The 14646-nt window shown below is 79.0% G+C and carries 9 protein-coding genes; 6 read left to right on the plus strand and 3 right to left on the minus strand.

Features of this window, described 5'->3' with window-relative positions:
* Positions 1-5 precede the first annotated feature (5 nt).
* The 4 genes from ITJ85_RS12185 to ITJ85_RS12200 are packed head-to-tail and all read left to right on the plus strand — an operon-like array spanning position 6 to position 8283.
* The gene (locus ITJ85_RS12185) at positions 6-1655 is read left to right on the plus strand and encodes an FHA domain-containing protein (RefSeq protein WP_217913376.1); all 1650 of its coding nucleotides are present in this window, start codon (positions 6-8) and stop codon (positions 1653-1655) included.
* Positions 1642-4707, plus strand: a complete 3066-nt coding sequence (locus tag ITJ85_RS12190; protein WP_217913377.1) for a peptidoglycan DD-metalloendopeptidase family protein — start codon at positions 1642-1644, stop codon at positions 4705-4707. Before ITJ85_RS12185 ends, ITJ85_RS12190 begins: the two co-directional genes overlap by 14 nt.
* Positions 4704-6533, plus strand: coding sequence for an IPT/TIG domain-containing protein (locus ITJ85_RS12195; RefSeq protein ID WP_217913378.1), 1830 nt, complete (start codon positions 4704-4706; stop codon positions 6531-6533). Before ITJ85_RS12190 ends, ITJ85_RS12195 begins: the two co-directional genes overlap by 4 nt.
* Positions 6526-8283: a TolB family protein gene (locus ITJ85_RS12200; RefSeq protein ID WP_217913379.1), complete on the plus strand. Its 1758-nt coding sequence runs from the start codon at positions 6526-6528 to the stop codon at positions 8281-8283. The genes ITJ85_RS12195 and ITJ85_RS12200 overlap by 8 nt, the downstream gene beginning before the upstream one ends.
* A 6-nt stretch (positions 8284-8289) precedes the next feature.
* Here the strand turns inward: ITJ85_RS12200 and ITJ85_RS12205 are convergent, their stop codons facing one another.
* Together ITJ85_RS12205 and ITJ85_RS12210 are read right to left on the minus strand one after the other, a co-directional pair.
* Positions 8290-11193: a serine/threonine-protein kinase gene (locus ITJ85_RS12205; protein ID WP_217913380.1), complete on the minus strand. Its 2904-nt coding sequence runs from the start codon at positions 11191-11193 to the stop codon at positions 8290-8292.
* Positions 11194-11206: 13 nt separating this feature from the next.
* A complete protein-coding gene (locus ITJ85_RS12210; RefSeq protein ID WP_217913381.1) occupies positions 11207-11542 on the minus strand; it encodes a hypothetical protein in 336 nt (111 codons plus the stop codon).
* Between the two features lie 103 nt (positions 11543-11645).
* On the opposite strand from ITJ85_RS12210, the gene ITJ85_RS12215 reads away from it, so the two are divergent.
* The gene (locus tag ITJ85_RS12215) at positions 11646-12284 is read left to right on the plus strand and encodes a LuxR C-terminal-related transcriptional regulator (protein ID WP_217913382.1); all 639 of its coding nucleotides are present in this window, start codon (positions 11646-11648) and stop codon (positions 12282-12284) included.
* An 85-nt stretch (positions 12285-12369) separates the two neighbouring features.
* On the opposite strand, the gene ITJ85_RS12220 is transcribed toward ITJ85_RS12215, so the two are convergent.
* Positions 12370-13113: a helix-turn-helix domain-containing protein gene (locus tag ITJ85_RS12220; RefSeq protein ID WP_217913383.1), complete on the minus strand. Its 744-nt coding sequence runs from the start codon at positions 13111-13113 to the stop codon at positions 12370-12372.
* Between the two features lie 64 nt (positions 13114-13177).
* On the opposite strand from ITJ85_RS12220, the gene ITJ85_RS12225 reads away from it, so the two are divergent.
* Positions 13178-14536 carry a hypothetical protein gene (locus ITJ85_RS12225; protein ID WP_217913384.1) on the plus strand — a complete coding sequence of 453 codons (1359 nt, stop codon included), beginning with the start codon at positions 13178-13180 and terminating at the stop codon, positions 14534-14536.
* The last annotated feature ends 110 nt before the right edge of the window (positions 14537-14646 follow it).

A 14646-nucleotide genomic window follows, 5' to 3' on the forward strand; every position in this document is an offset into this window, starting at 1 on the left:
GGCGCGTGGTGGGCCGCCGTGACGCCGCGTGCCCGTCGTGCGGGCGCCCGCTCGACGGGCGGCCCGCGCGCTTCGAGCTCGTGCTGCCCGGCGGCGACCGCGTGCCGCTGGCCGCCGCGATGACCATCGGCCGCGCGCCGGGCAGCACGGTGCGCCTGGAGGACCGCACCGTGTCACGCGCGCACGCGCGGATCGGCGTGGACGGCGGGGTGCCGGTGGCCGAGGACGCCGGATCGAGCCACGGCACGCTGCTCGACGGGCGGCCGCTGACCGGGCCGCGTCCGCTGGCCGACGGCTCCCGGCTGACGGTGGGCGACGTGGAGCTGCGCGTGGAGCGCCACCGGGACGAGGCGGAGGCCGGCCGGACGGTCGTCGTGCCGGCCAACGGCAGCGTGGTGGTCGACCGGGCCGGCAGGGCGGCGGTCGACCAGGCCGGCACCCGTGCGGGCTTCCGGCCCGCGATGCGGCCCGGGTGGCGGCTCAAGCGGCTCGAGGAGGGCGAGGGGCGGCTGCGCTGGGTGCTCTCGAGCGAGCACATGCCCGACCTGCTGCGCATGGGCGCCGACGACGCGGCGATCGTGCAGATGCTGGACGGCGAGCGTTCGCTGGCCGACCTGATGGCCGAGTCGGAGCGCCGCCACGGCCCGGCGGGCGTCGGCCGCCTGGCCCGCCTGCTGGCCGACCTGGGCGAGCGGGGCCTGCTCGAGGGCGTCGAGGGTCCGGCGCGCCACGCGCCGGAGGGCCGCCTCGCCCGGCTCACCCGGCCCCGGGAGCGCGCGATCGCCGGCATGGGCGAGCGCTTCGACCGCCTCTACCGCGCGGGCGCGTGGGTGCTGTTCACCCGCGGCGGCCTGGTCGCGGTGGCGGCCGTCGAGCTGGCGGGCATCGCCGCGTTCCTCGCCCTGATCGTGGGCCGCGGCGGCACGCCCTTCGTCGTGGCCGACCGCATCGGCGTCGGCGGCCTGGTGTTCCTCGCCGGCCGCTTCGTGGTCGTGGCGCTCCACGAGCTCGCGCACGGCCTGGCGATGTCGGCGTTCGGCCGCCGCGTGCCGCGGGCGGGCGTGAAGACGGTGATGGGCATCCCGTTCGCCTTCGTCGACACGACCGAGGCGTGGTTCGAGCCGCGCCGGCGGCGCATCGCCATCAGCGCGGCGGGCCCCGCGGCCGACCTCGCCGTCGGCGGCGCGGCCGCGCTCGCGGCCCTGGCGATCGACCCCGGCAACCTGCGCGACGTCGTCTACCAGGTGGCGCTCGCCGCATACGTCGGGGCCTTCTACAACCTCAACCCGTTCCTCGACCGCGACGGCTACCACATGCTCGTCGACCGGCTGGGCGAGCCCGGGCTGCGGCGGCGCGCCCGCGAGCGGCTGGAGCGGCGGCTGTCGGGACGCCCCGTGGCCGACGACGCCGGCTCGCGCGCGCTGGCGGTCTACGGGGCGGCATCGGTCGTGTGGATGGCGCTCGCGGCCGTGTTCGTGGGCGCGATGGGCGCGCTCTACCACGACCGCATGACCGCGATCGCCCCCTCCGGCGTGGTGTGGGCGGTGCTCGCCGCCTTCGCCCTGCTGCTGTTCGTGCCCGTCGGGATGACGCTCGGGCGGCCGCTGCTGCGACGGCGCCGCGCGGCGCGGGAGGTCGCCGGTGCCCCCGCCTGACGCCGCGGCCGCCCTGCTCGAGCGGCTGCTGACCGACGACCGCTTCCGCGCCGAGTTCCGCGACGACCCGGCCGCCGCCGCGCGCGGCATGGAGCTGGGCGGCCTCGCCGACGAGCTGGCCGCCGAGTCGGAGCGGGCGTTCCAGACGCTCGAGATCCGCGAGTCGCGCTCCAGCCTCGCCGGCCTGCTGCTGGCCGCGGCGGCCGAGGGGGTCGGCATCGCCGAGCTCGTGCAGACGCTGCGCGCCGCCGAGGGCCCCGACCGCTGGGAGGCCGCGGGCGCCCTGTCGGCCGTGATGCCGGCGGTGCGGGAGGCCGCGGACGCGCCCGTCCCGGGCGCCGCGCAGGGCGAGGCGCTGGCGAGCTGCCCGGTGTGTCTGCTGAAGGACCCCGAGCGGGTCCCGGCGGTGACGAAGTGCACGGTCTGTGGCGAGGCCGCCCCGCTCGGCTCGCTGCTGTGCCCGACGTGCCGCTCGGAGGGCCGCCGCCCGGTCGCCGCCCCGCGCCTCGGCGCGTCCCGCGCGCCGGCCGGCGGCGCCTCGGCGCTCGACCTGCTGCTGCGCCAGCAGGGCACCGAGCCCGGCGGCGGCCCCGGCGCGGGCGACCGGGTGGAGGCGCTGGCCGACGCCGCGCCCGCCCCGCCCGCCGCCGGCACGGCGAGCGTCGCGCCGGTCGACCCCTCGCAGATGAACAACACGAACGCCGGCGGCAAGCTGCACACCTCCGAGTTCCTGATGCGCGACGCCGAGGGCGCGCCCGGCTCGGGCGGCAACTTCCACGCCGCGTACGACCTGTTCGCCGAGGAGAACGCCCCGATCCGCTCGCCGGTGAGCGGGACGGTCGTGGAGGTGCGGGCCTCGCGCGGCACGTCGGGGCAGGTGTTCGGCGGCACCGTGAAGGTGCAGGCGCCCGACGGACGCGTGTGGGTCTTCCGCCACGTGACGCCCGGCGCGGTGGCCGTCGGCCAGCAGGTCGCCGCCGGCACCGAGATCGCGAAGGTCAGCCCGTGGACGGACGGCCCCGAGCACACGCACATCGAGCTCTGGAAGACGCTCTCGGGCGGCTACAACGTGGCGAACATGGAGGACCCGATGCCGGTCCTCGAGGCGCTCTACTCCGGCCGCGGCGTGCCGCCCGCGGCGGGCGCGCCGCCGGTCGCCGGCGTGCCGGCGCCCGGTGTCCCGGCCGGGGCGCCGCCGCCCGTCGCCGCGCCGCCCGCGACGGCCGCCGACGTCGTGGCCGACCCCAACGTGGTCGCGGTGCCCGCGGTGCAGGCTCAGCTCACCGCGGACGACCTCGACCCCCGCGTCGTCCCCATGCTGGCGTCGGTGGCCGGCCGCTACGAGATCGGCATCACGGCGGTCGAGCAGGGCGACGGGGTGAGCCGGGTCGTCATCGCGAGCGTCAACGGCAAGCCGGTCGACCCGACGAACGTCGACGCCCGCGACCTGGCCCAGGAGCTGGCGGCCCTCGACCCGTCCGGCCGGCCGTCGGAGGTCGGCACGCCGTGGCGCATCAAGGGCGACGGCTTCTACACGGAGCCCGGCCTGCGCAACCGCATCGAGGTGGGCTTCCGCGCCGGCGACGCGCCAGCGCCCCCGGCGCCGCCGCCCGCCCCGGCCGTCGCGCCGGCGGCGCCCGCGCCGGCGCCGGCCGTGCCCCCCGCGGCCCCCGCGCCGGCCCCGGCCGTCGCGCCGGCGGCGCCCGCGCCCGCGGTCGCGCCGGCGCCCGCGGCCGTCCCGCCGCCCGCCCCCCCGGGGGCGCCGCCGGACCCGGGCGACCCCCTTCCGGCCGCCGCCGACGCGGCCGCCGCGCTGACCGGCGACGACGCGGCCCTCGCGGCGCAGCTCGACGCGTGGATCGCCCGCAAGAACCCCGGCGCGCCGCTGGAGGGGTACGGCGCGGTGTTCGTGCGCGAGGGCCGCGCCAACGGCGTCGACCCCCGGGCGCTGGTCGCGATCGCGCGCGCCGAGAGCTCCCTCGGCTCCGACCCGGGCGCCCGCTCGATCAACAACGCGTTCGGCTGGGGCCCCCACAAGCCGTTCCCGAGCTGGGAGGAGAACATCGCGACCGTGGCGCGCGGGCTGCGCACGGGCTACATCGACGACGGCCTCGACACGCTGCCCGAGATCCAGGCGCGCTACGCGCCGGTCGGCACCGCCAACGACCCCACCAACCTCAACTCCAACTGGCTCCGCAACGTGCGCATCCTCTACGGGGAGCTCGGCGGCGACCCCGACGGCTCGATCGCCCTGGCGCCGTCCGGCCAGGCCGCGGCGCCGGTCGCCCCCGCCGTGCCGGCCCCCGCCGCGCCGGCCCCCATCGCCGCCCCGGCGGCCGTCCCGCCGCCCGTGCCCGCCGCCGCCCCGGCCCCGGCCCCGGCCGCCGCCGGGCCGCCGGCGCCGCCGAGCGCCGGGCGGGCGTCGGCGGTCTTCGGGGCGGTGCCCGCCGACGAGCAGCGCATGGCCCGCCCCAACACGGCGCGCGACATGCCGGCGGTGGGGCGGCGGCCGGCGCCGGCGGCCCAGCCGCCCGCGCAGCCGCCCGCGGCGGCGCCTGGGCCGCCCGCCGGGGCGGCGCCCCCGGTCGACCCGGCGGCGCCCGCGCAGCCCGTCGCGACGGCGCTCGAGGCCTACCCTGGCGACGGCGCGCCCAAGGAGCAGCTCGCCCGCTGGATGGCCGCCCGGGCGCAGGCCGCGGGCCTGCCGCCGGAGTTGCCCGTCATGGCCGCGCTGGTGGAGAGTGGCCTTGCAAACCTGGACCACGGGCACGCCGACTCGCTGGGCTTCTTCCAGATGCGCACGAGCGTCTGGGACCGCGGCGAGTACGCCGGATACCCCGACCAGCCGGAGCTGCAGATGAAGTGGTTCATCGACCAGGCGCTCGCGATCCGGGAGAGGCGGGTCGCGTCCGGGATGGCCGGCTTCGGCACCGACCCGGCGGCCTACGGCGAGTGGATCGCCGACGTCGAGCGCCCGGCCGAGCAGTACCGCGGCCGCTACCAGCTGCGGCTGGACGAGGCGCGCCGCCTGCTGTCCGGGGGCGCCGCGTGAGGCGGCGGGCGCCGGGCCCCGCGACCTGGGCGAGCGCCGCGGCGCTCGCCGCGTTCGCCGCGCTCGCGGGCACCGCGGCCGCCACCCCGCCGGGGCTCAACGGCCTGCTCGCGCTGGACGGCGTGACCGGGGCGGGCAACATCCACACGACCACGCCCGCGCCGGGCGGCCCCCTCACCCGCATCACGTTCGACGCCGCCCAGGAGGACGACGCGGCCTGGTCGCCGGACGGCACCCGCATCGCGTTCACCAGCCGGCGCGACGGCGGCAACGCCGAGATCTACATCGTGGACGCGGACGGCTCGAACGCGGTCCGGTTCACGATCGACGGCTCGACGGACCAGGACCCCACCTGGTCGCCCGACGGCGGCCGCATCGCCTGGGCGTCCGACCGCGACGACAACTTCGACATCTACTCGGCCAACCTCGACGGGACCGGGCTGATCCGCCACACGCTCAACGGGGCGATCCCGGACGTCAACCCGGAGTGGTCGCCCGACGGCTCGGCGATCGCCTTCGAGAGCAATCGCACCGGCAGCGGCGACGTCTACCGACTGTCGCCGGCAGGCACGGAGCAGGAGGTGCGCCAGCTCACCTCCAGCCCCGCGGGCGACGGCTCGCCCACCTGGTCGCCCGACGGCTCGCGCGTGGCCTTCGACAGCGCCCGCGGCGGGAACACCGACGTCTGGTCGGTGTCGGCCACCGGCGGGCCCGAGACCGCCCTGCGCCGGCACACCACCCACGCCCAGCCCGACGTCGACCCGGTCTGGTCCCCCGACGGCGGGCGGATCGCCTTCAGCAGCTTCCGCAACACCAACAACTGGGACCTCTGGACGGTCGCCTCGACCGGCGACGCCGAAGCCGACCCGCGCCAGGTCACCTCATCGGTGACGAACGAGCTGCAGCCGTCGTGGCAGTCGGTCGCGCCCGCCCCGGCGGTGGCGTCGCTGTCGCCGCCGTCGGCGTTCGCCGGCTCGGGCGACCTGGCCGTGATCGTCGACGGCTCCGGCTTCGTGCGGCGGTCGGTCGTGCGCTGGAACGGCGCGCCCCGCTCGACCCAGTTCGTCAGCGCCACGCGCCTGACCTTCGTGGTGCCGGCCGCCGACATGGCCGCCCCCGGCGAGGCGCGCGTCGACGTGCACACCTCGCCGGTCGGCGGCGGCACGTCGGCGTCGCTGCCGTTCACGGTGTCGCCACCCACGGCCGGACCCGCGCTGACCATCACCCGCGCCACGATCCGGCCGCGCTGGAGGGCCAGCCGGCTGCGCGGCCGCCTGGTGCTGCGGGGCACCGCGGGCCGGCCGGCGCTGCTGCAGATGCGCGTGCTGCGCCCGAGCGGGCGCGGGAGGCCCCTGGTCACCCGCCGCTTCCGGGTGCGGGCGGCCGGGACGTTCAGCCGCACGCTGGCGTTGACGCCGACCCTGCTGCCGGGGCGGCACCTCATCCGCCTGCGCGAGGTCGGCGGCGGGGCGCAGCCGCTGCCCACGGCCGACCGCATCGCCCGCCTGGCCGCGCCGCGTGAGGGCGTCGCCTCGCGCGCCTACTTCAGCTCGAAGATCGGCGGCCGGCCGATGAAGCGCATCTCGCGCCGGTCGATCATCTTCGCCCACTTCACGTTCGCGGCCCGGCCCAGGCCGGGCCGGCGGCTCACCGTGCGCTGGTACCCGCCGGGCGCGCGCCGGGTGGCCGCCGTCGACCGCAAGCCCATCACGCGCCAGGTGATCGCGTTCATCAAGAGCAGCGGCCCGCTGCCGACCGGCGCCTGGCGAGCGGAGCTGCGCTACGGGCGCACCCGCGTGGCCACGGCGACGGTCCGCCTTGGCTAGGCGCCGCGCCGCCCTCGCCGGGCTCGCCGCGCTGCTCGCGTCCGCCCTGGCGGCGGGGACCGCGACCGCGGCCTTCCCGGGCGTCAACGGCGTCATCGCCGTCGAGCGCGACGGGCAGATCGTGCTCAAGCAGCCGGGCGACCTGCTCGGGGGCACGCCCATCACGACCCTGGGCACGAACTCCGACCCCGCCTGGTCACCCGACGGGCTGAGGATCGCGTTCATCAGCACCCGGGGGCCGGGCGGCACGGCGGACGTCTGGGTGATGAACGCGGACGGCTCGGACCAGCGTCGGCTGACCCAGGAGTCCGCCGACGCCTCGGCGCCCTCGTGGAGCCCGGACGGCGGGCGCATCGCCTACACCGTGACGGCGGCAGGCCACCAGGACGTCGCGGTGATGCCGTTCGGCACGTCGGGGCAGCGGGTCGTCATCGCCGGCGGCGACGGCGACCAGGGCCTGCCCGTGTGGACGCCGGACGGCGCGCGGGTCGTGTTCGACGACTCCACGGTCGGCGGCCTGTCGATCGTCGGGGCGACCGGCGCCGGACGCACCGCCTTCCTCTCGGACGCCGACCAGGCCGACTTCTCGCCCGACGGCTCCCGGCTCGTGGTGCGCCGCACCGACATCGAGCGCCTCCAGGTGGTGAACGCGGACGGCTCGGGCGGCATCCCCGTGCTCGAGGGCGCCCCGGGCACCCGCCCGGTGTGGTCGCCCGATGGGGCCCGCATCCTCTACCACCGGTTCGTCTCGAGCGGCCCGCCCTCGCCCAACTACCGGTTGTTCACCGTCGCCTCGGGCGGCGGCGGGGCCGAGACGCCGGAGTCGCAGGCGCCCGGGCTGAGCTTCTCGCCCGACTGGCAGCCGATCGGGCCGCAGCCGCGCATCGGCGCCCTGTCGGGGCTGCAGTCCGGCACCCCCGGAGCGACCCTCACCGTCGACGGCACCGGGTTCGTGCGCCGCTCCGTGGTGCGCTGGAACGGCACGGACCGCCCCACGACCTTCGTGGGCCTCACCCGCCTGACCGCCGTGCTCGGCCCGGCCGACGTCGCGTCGCCCGGAACGGCCCGGGTGACCGTGTACACGCCCCCGAGCGGCGGCGGGCTGTCGCCGCCCGCGACGGCGACCATCACCCCGCCCCCGCCCCCGCCGCCGCGCATCCTCGTGGGGCGCGCGGCCTTCGGCCGGGTGAAGTGGGCCGCCAGCCGCGCCCGCGGCACGCTGCGCGTCGCGGGGACCCTCGAGGCGGCCGGCCGGGTCGAGGTGGCGCTGCTGCGCGGCCGCCGGGTGCTGCAGCGGAGGGTGTACGCGCTGCCGGCCGGCCCGTTCGCCCGGCGCGTCCCGCTCGGCCCGCGGGTGCTCCCGGGCAGGCTCACGCTCCGCATCCAGGGGGTCGGCCCGACGGCGCTGATCCCCCTCACGCGCACCGTCGTCCTGCCCGCGCCGCCGCAGGGGGTCGCGGAGACCGCCTTCATCAGCGCCCTCCAGAACGGACCGCCGGCCCGGACCCTGCGCGACAAGGCGCGCATCTTCGCGACGTTCCGCTTCGCCGCCCTGCCGAAGGGCTCGCGCCGGATCACGACCCGGTGGATCCCGCCCGGCCGGGGCCCCACCGCCCCGGACGGCAGGCCGCGACGGCGGACGGTGACCTCGTTCATCGCGTCCTCCGGCCGCCTGCCGACCGGCGTGTGGCGCTGCGAGCTGCGGGTGGGCGGCGCGCTCGTCGCGGTCGCCCGGGTGCGCCTGCGCTGAGCGCCGTCAGCCGGTCTCGAAGTCGGGCGGCGTGGGGGTGGGGGTCGGGGTGGGCGTGGGGGTCGGCGTGGGGGTCGGCGTGGGCGTGGGGGTCGGCGGCGTCGCGCCGTCGGGCGTCTGCGGCGCCGGGGTCTCGGGCTGCGGCCGCGGCTCGGGGCGTCGCGTGGTGGTGACCGCGACGGCCGCGCCGCCGCGCACCGGGCGGACGGCGATCGCGGAGAAGTCGCCCCGCCCGGCGGCCAGCGACACCAGCAGGCGGCCGGCGCGCGGGGCCACCGAGACGCGGATGCCGGCCGCCCGCGCGGTGCGGACCCGCGTCCCGATCCCGCCCCCCCACAGCTCGAGCGCGGCCCGCCCGTCGCCGAGCGCGCGGTCCGCCACCCGCACCGCCCCGGCGCCCACCCGGCCGCCGCCGAGGTCGAGCGTGAGCGTGACCCGCCGCCCGCCGGCGTCCCCCGACACCCGCCGCAGGTCGACCGGCCGCGGCGCCGGCGCGCCGAGGCCCTCCACCGGGGCCGGCGCGCCGGCCGTCCCCGCCGCCGGGTCGATCGGCACCAGCGCGCCGTCGGTCGTGAGCGCCGACACGCCGCCCGCGCCCGCGACGACGGCCGCCGGCGGGCCGCCCACATCGACCAGCCGGGGGGCCTCCTGCGGCCGCGCGGCGTCGATCACGGCGACCTGGCCCGTGCCCGGCAGCGCGGCGAGCACCAGCCCGGACGCCGACACCACCGCGACGTCGGCGGGCGTGACCGGCGTCGCGAAGGTGCCGACGGCGGCGCCCGTGGCGAGGTCGACGACCGCGACGCCGCGCTCCACCGCCACGTAGAGCCGGCCGCGGTCCTCCGCCATGCGGCCGTGCGGCGCCGCGCCGACCGGGATCGCCGCGGCCGCCGACAACGCCCCGCCGCCCGCGCGCAGCGGCACCACGGTGCCGCCGTCGCGGTCGGCCACGAACACCGCGCCGCCGCCCATGCCGATCCCGGCCGGGGCGAAGTCGAGGTCCGCGCACGCGCCGAGCGCGCCGTCGCCGACCATGCAGACGCGGCCGCGCTCGTCGCCCTGCGCCGACGCCGCGGCCACCTCGCCGCCCGCGGCGGCGAGCCCCACGGCGCCGGGGAACGCGGCCGCCGACAGCGGGCGCAGGTCGCGGGCGCGCAACGTCGTGACGCCGTCGCCGTCGGCCACGAGCGCCCGGCCGCCCGAGGCGACCACCGCGCGCGGCGCGGCCGGGTCGTCGAGGGTCGTCGCCGCCGCCCCGTCGCGCACGCGCACGACCCGGCCCGCGGGGTCGGCCACCAGCAGCGCGCCCCCCGCCGCCGCCAGGTCCGGCCGCTCGTCGAGCACCAGGTCGGTCACCGGCGGCGCCTCGGGCCCGCCGTCAGGCTGCTCGGCCGCGCCGCCCCCGCCGCCGCCGCCCGCGGCGGCCAGCACGACCGCGACCGCGACGCCCGCCACGACCACCGCGCCCCCGGCCACCAGCGCGAGCCGGCGCCTGCCCCCGCCGGCGGGCGGCGCGGGTGGCGGAGCGGCCTCGGCGGGCGGGGGCGTGCGCGACTGCGGCGGCACGGTGAGCTCGAGCCCGTCGCCCGGCGGCTCGGGCGCCGACGTGCCCCCGGACGGCTCCGGGGGGACGGTGGCGGGGCCGGGCGGCACAGTCGCGGGCCCCGGCGGCACGGTCGCGGGCCCCGCGGCGACCGGCGGCGGCGGGGCGGGCGGCGGCGGAGCGGGCGCCGCAGCCACCGGGGCCGGCGCAGGCGGAGGGGCGGCCTCGCGGGCGCGCGGCTCGAACGTGCGGAAGCCGTCGTCCGGCGCGGCGGCCGGGGCCGCCGGGGCCGGGGCGGCCGGGGCCGGGGCGCCCGGGGCGGGCGGCGGCGCCCCGCCGGGCGCGCCGCGCCCGAACGTCTCGAAGCCCGTGGGCGCGGGCGCGGGCGCCGCGGCGGCCGCGGGCGCCCCGGCGGCCGGCTCGTTGGCCGGCGGGGGCGTCGCCGGCGACTGCACGCTCTCGAACGGCGCCGGGGTGAGCGGCTTGGCCGCCGCGGCGGCCCGGCCCTCCAGCAGGCGGGCGTCGCGGCGCCAGCGCGGCCCGAGGATGCCGATCACGGCGTTCTCGAGCTGGTCCCAGGCCTCCGCCGCGTCGGCGGGCCGGTCGCCCGGCGACTTGGCGAGCATCGACTCGAGCCAGGCCGCGAGGTCGGGGTGCAGGTCCGGCCGCACCTCGGACGGACGCGGCAGCGGGTCGTTGACGTGCTGCATCAGCACGCCCAGCGGGGTGTCCGCGGTGAAGGGCACGCGGCCGACGAGCATCTCGTAGGCCATCACGCCCACGGCGTAGAGGTCGGTGGCCGGCCCCACGCCGCGAGCCATCGCCTGCTCGGGCGCCATGTAGGCCGGCGTGCCGACCGTCGTGCCCGTTGCGGTGGCGAAGCTGGTCTGGACCTCGTTGAGGGCCTTGGCGATGCCGAAGTCGGCCACCTTCACCGTGCCCTGGCGCGTGAGCATCAGGTTCTCGGGCTTGAGGTCGCGGTGGACCACGCCCTGGTCGGCGGCGTGCGCCAGCGCGGCGAGCACGCCCTCCATCACGCCCGCGACCTGGGCCAGGGAGAGGTCGCGCACGTAGGGGCGCAGCGACCCGCGCTCGAGGTACTCCATCGCGATGTACGGGGTGCCGTCGTGCTGCAGGTACTCGTGCACGGTGACGATGTTCGGGTGCCCCAGGGCGCCCGTGATGCGCGACTCCTGCAGGAAGCGCGCCGCCGCGGCCGGGTCGGTCGCGTGGAAGGCGCCCAGCTGCTTGAGGGCGACGTCGCGGTCGAGGTCGGCCTGCCGGGCGAGGTAGACGACCGCCATCCCGCCCCGCCCGATCTCGCGGACGATGCGGAAGCGGCCGACGCTCTCGCCCGGCGCCGGCATCAGTCGGCGCGGCTCATGCGACGACCGTCGTCTGCCCCGGCGACACCACCATCACCGTGCCCGGCGGGACGCCGTCGGTGATCCCCGAGAGGCTCGCCACGTGGGCGGGCAACCCGCCCACGGACACCGTCGGCGCGCTGCCCCCCGGCAGCACCGCGACCACGGTCGTGCACGGCTTGCTCGAGACCGTCGGCGGCTGTGCGCAGCCCACGATGGGCGCGCCGATGAGGTCGGTCTCCCGCAGGACCGGCGCGCCGGCGGCGGTCACCGCGCCCTGCCGCGGGGCGAGCGTCACCTGTCCTCCGTGGACGCACATGACGCGGGCGTTCGTGGTTAGCACCGGACCCATGAGCCCTCCAAACGGGCTGGTCACCGCAGACCCACCCGAACTATATTTCGCAAACAGGGACACGGGCACGCGGGATGCGCCGCCCCCGACGAATCGACGGCCCGTGAAGGTCTTCGTCCTCGACCCCCACCTGATCTACCGGCGCGGCGTGACGTCCTGCCTGGGCGACGCCGACGGCATCACGGGGGTCGCCGAGGCGGGGTCGGTGCGCGAGGCGTGGCAGCAGGAGGGCCTGCGCGACGCGGCGGTCGTCGTCGTCGATCACGGCGTCCCCGGCGCCCTCGAGTTCATCCGCCAGGTGCGCGAGGCGACCGGCGCGCGGGTGCTCGTCTGCTCCGGGCGCGGTGACGAGACCGAGGTCGTGGCCGCCGTGACCGCCGGGGCGCTCGGCTACATCTGCAAGGACACGCTGACGCCCGAGTCGCTCGTCGCGGCCGTGCACGCGGCGGCCACCGGCTCCGGCGTGATGGCGCCCGAGCTGCTCGGCACGCTGCTGCGCAACATCTCGCGCGCCCACGAGGAGGTGCTCGCGCCGCGCGGGCTCTCGCTGACGCGCCTCAACCCGCGCGAGCAGCAGGTGATGCGCCTGGTCGCCGACGGCCACCCCATCCGCGAGGTCGCCGAGCAGCTGCGCTACAGCGAGCGGACGATCAAGAACGTGATCCACGACGTGGTCACGAAGCTCAACGTGCGCACCCGCTCACAGGCCGTGGCCCACGCCGTCAGGGAGGGCCTCATCTAGCGACGACCCGGCGTACGCGGCACCGCCTTCGGCGGGGCTGGCCGCCTCGGAACCGCGACGAGGGCTGCAGCCCTCGGCGAACACGTCAGCCGGCGGTCTCCGATGCGTCGACGGTCGCGAGGCAGGCGTCGTCGCCCCTCGCCCGGGTGGCCGAGACGCTCAGCGTGGCGTCCGGCGCCAGCGCGGCGAGCATGCCGCGCCAGATCGCGCGGTCCAGGCCGCAGATGCGCGCCGGGTCGTCGAAGGCCAGCTCCTCGAACGGGCACGCGCAGGCGCGCAGGCCCCCCGCGCCCTCGGCGCGGGCCGCGAAGCCGTAGCGCGACAGCAGGCGCACCACGCCCTCGGTGGCCTCCGTCAGCGAAGCGGGGGGCGTCTGGCGCCCCGCCGCGACCTCGGCGAGGCCGATCTCGAAGCCGAAGTCGTGGCCGACCCGCTCGAGCACCTCCTGGGACACCACCTCCGCCTCGCGGGTGGCGCGCAGCAGCAGGGTGGCCAGCAGCTCGTAGTGCCGCTCGGGCAGCGGCACGAGCAGCTCGCGCTCGGCCAGCCGGTAGCGCTTGGCCGGGCGCCCGGCGCCGGGGCCGCCGCGCCCCTCCGGGCGGCGGAAGCCCGCCTCGAGGAAGCCGTGCTCGACGAGCTTGTCGAGGTGGAAGCCCGCCAGGCGGCGATCGATCCCGACCTCGCGCGCGATGTCGTCCTTCGTCTGCTCGGCGCCGGCCGCGCGCACGGCGAAGAAGACCCTGCGACGGGTCGGATCCCCCAGGGCGGCCGCCAGCCGACCGATGTCCCGTTCCGCGCGCTCGTCCGCGCTCGTCGCTCGCACGCCCATCCAGCCCCCTCCAGGCGCCCAGGTCGAGGGTCAGGATACACCCGTCCGTTGTACCGTCCGGGACATGCCCCGCCGGCTCGCGCTCCTCGGCTCCGCCGCCCTCCTGCTGGGCGTCGCCGCCGCGCCGGGCCTCGGGGCCTGGGAGTCGCCGCGCCGCGCCTCGAGCGGGCCGCTCGACGCCCACTCCCCGGCCGTGGCCGCCAACGCCCGGGGGGACGCCGCCGCGGCCTGGGTGCGCGGAACCGGGCGCGACGCCATGATCGTCGTGAGCCTGCGCCCGGCGGGCGGCGGGTGGAGCCGCCAGGCCGCCATCTCGCGGCGCGGGCGCAAGGCCATCGACCCGCAGGTCGCCGTCGACGGCCAGGGCCGGGTCGTCGTGGTGTGGCGCCAGGTCGTCCGCACGCGGCTGGTGCGGGCGCGGGGCGGCCTGCGCCGGCAGGCGGTCTACGTCGCCCACGCGCGGGAGCGCGACGTGGCCGAGGGCCGCTGGGGGCGCATCACGACGCTCTCGAGCGACCGCCACAAGGTGGGCCCGCCCCAGCTCGCAGTCGACGAGGCGGGCGGCGCGGTGGTGGCCTGGCACTGGGGCACGGGCACCCGCCCGTCCGACAGGGGGTTCGTGGGCCGGGTGCAGCTCGTGGAGCGGCGGTCCGACGGCTCGTGGACGGCGCCCGCCCGGGTGTCGCGCTCGCCGCGCTGCCTGCAGGTGCGCCGGCCGAGGGTCGCGGCGGGGGCCAAGGGCGGCGCGGTCGTCTGGTGGCAGTGCGACCTGCCGCGCGGGCGCAGCACCGCCCTGGCGGTCGGCCGCCCGCCGGGCGGCGGCTTCGGCGACGAGGTGGAGCTGCCCTTCCGCAGCCGCGGCGACCTGGCGGCCGACCTCGCCGTCGCCGCGGGCGGGCGGGCGGTCGCGATCTCCGCGCCGCGCGGCGGCGCGCTGCGCTGGTGGCGCGGCACGGTCGCCCCGGTCGTGGCGCTGTCGCCGGTCCCCGCGCTCGCGAAGGGCGAGACGGCCGACCGGGGCGCCGGCGGGCCGCGCATCGCCGCCACGGCCGACGGCGACGCGCTGTCGGCCTGGACCGACGCGCTCGGCCGCCCGCGCGCGGCCCCGCTCGCCGCGGACCTCGGCGCCGGCGCGGCCCGCACCCTCGATCGCCCCGGCCTGGGCGCCACCCGGCTGCGGGTGGCGATCGGCAGCGGCGTGCGCCGGGCGACGGTCGCCTGGGTCGCCGACGGGCGCGTGCACGCCGCCACCCGCGAGGCCGACGGCGCCGTGGAGCAGGGAATCGCCATCTCCGGCGACGGCGTCAGCGACGCCGACCCGCCCGCCCTCGCGGCCGACGGCGCCGGCGCGGCGGCGGTCTTCTGGACCCGCTCGGTGCACGGGCGGCTGGTGGTGGAGCGGGCGGTCACGGCCGGGGCCTGAGGGCGCCGCCGCCCGTGCGCCGCGGGGGCCCCTGGGCTACGCTGGGCAGCGCTCGCGACCGTCGCCGCCGCCCGCTCCCACCGGCACGATCGCTCGCGCGACGCCGTTTC

Source organism: Miltoncostaea marina (assembly GCF_018141525.1).
Taxonomy (GTDB): domain Bacteria; phylum Actinomycetota; class Thermoleophilia; order Miltoncostaeales; family Miltoncostaeaceae; genus Miltoncostaea; species Miltoncostaea marina.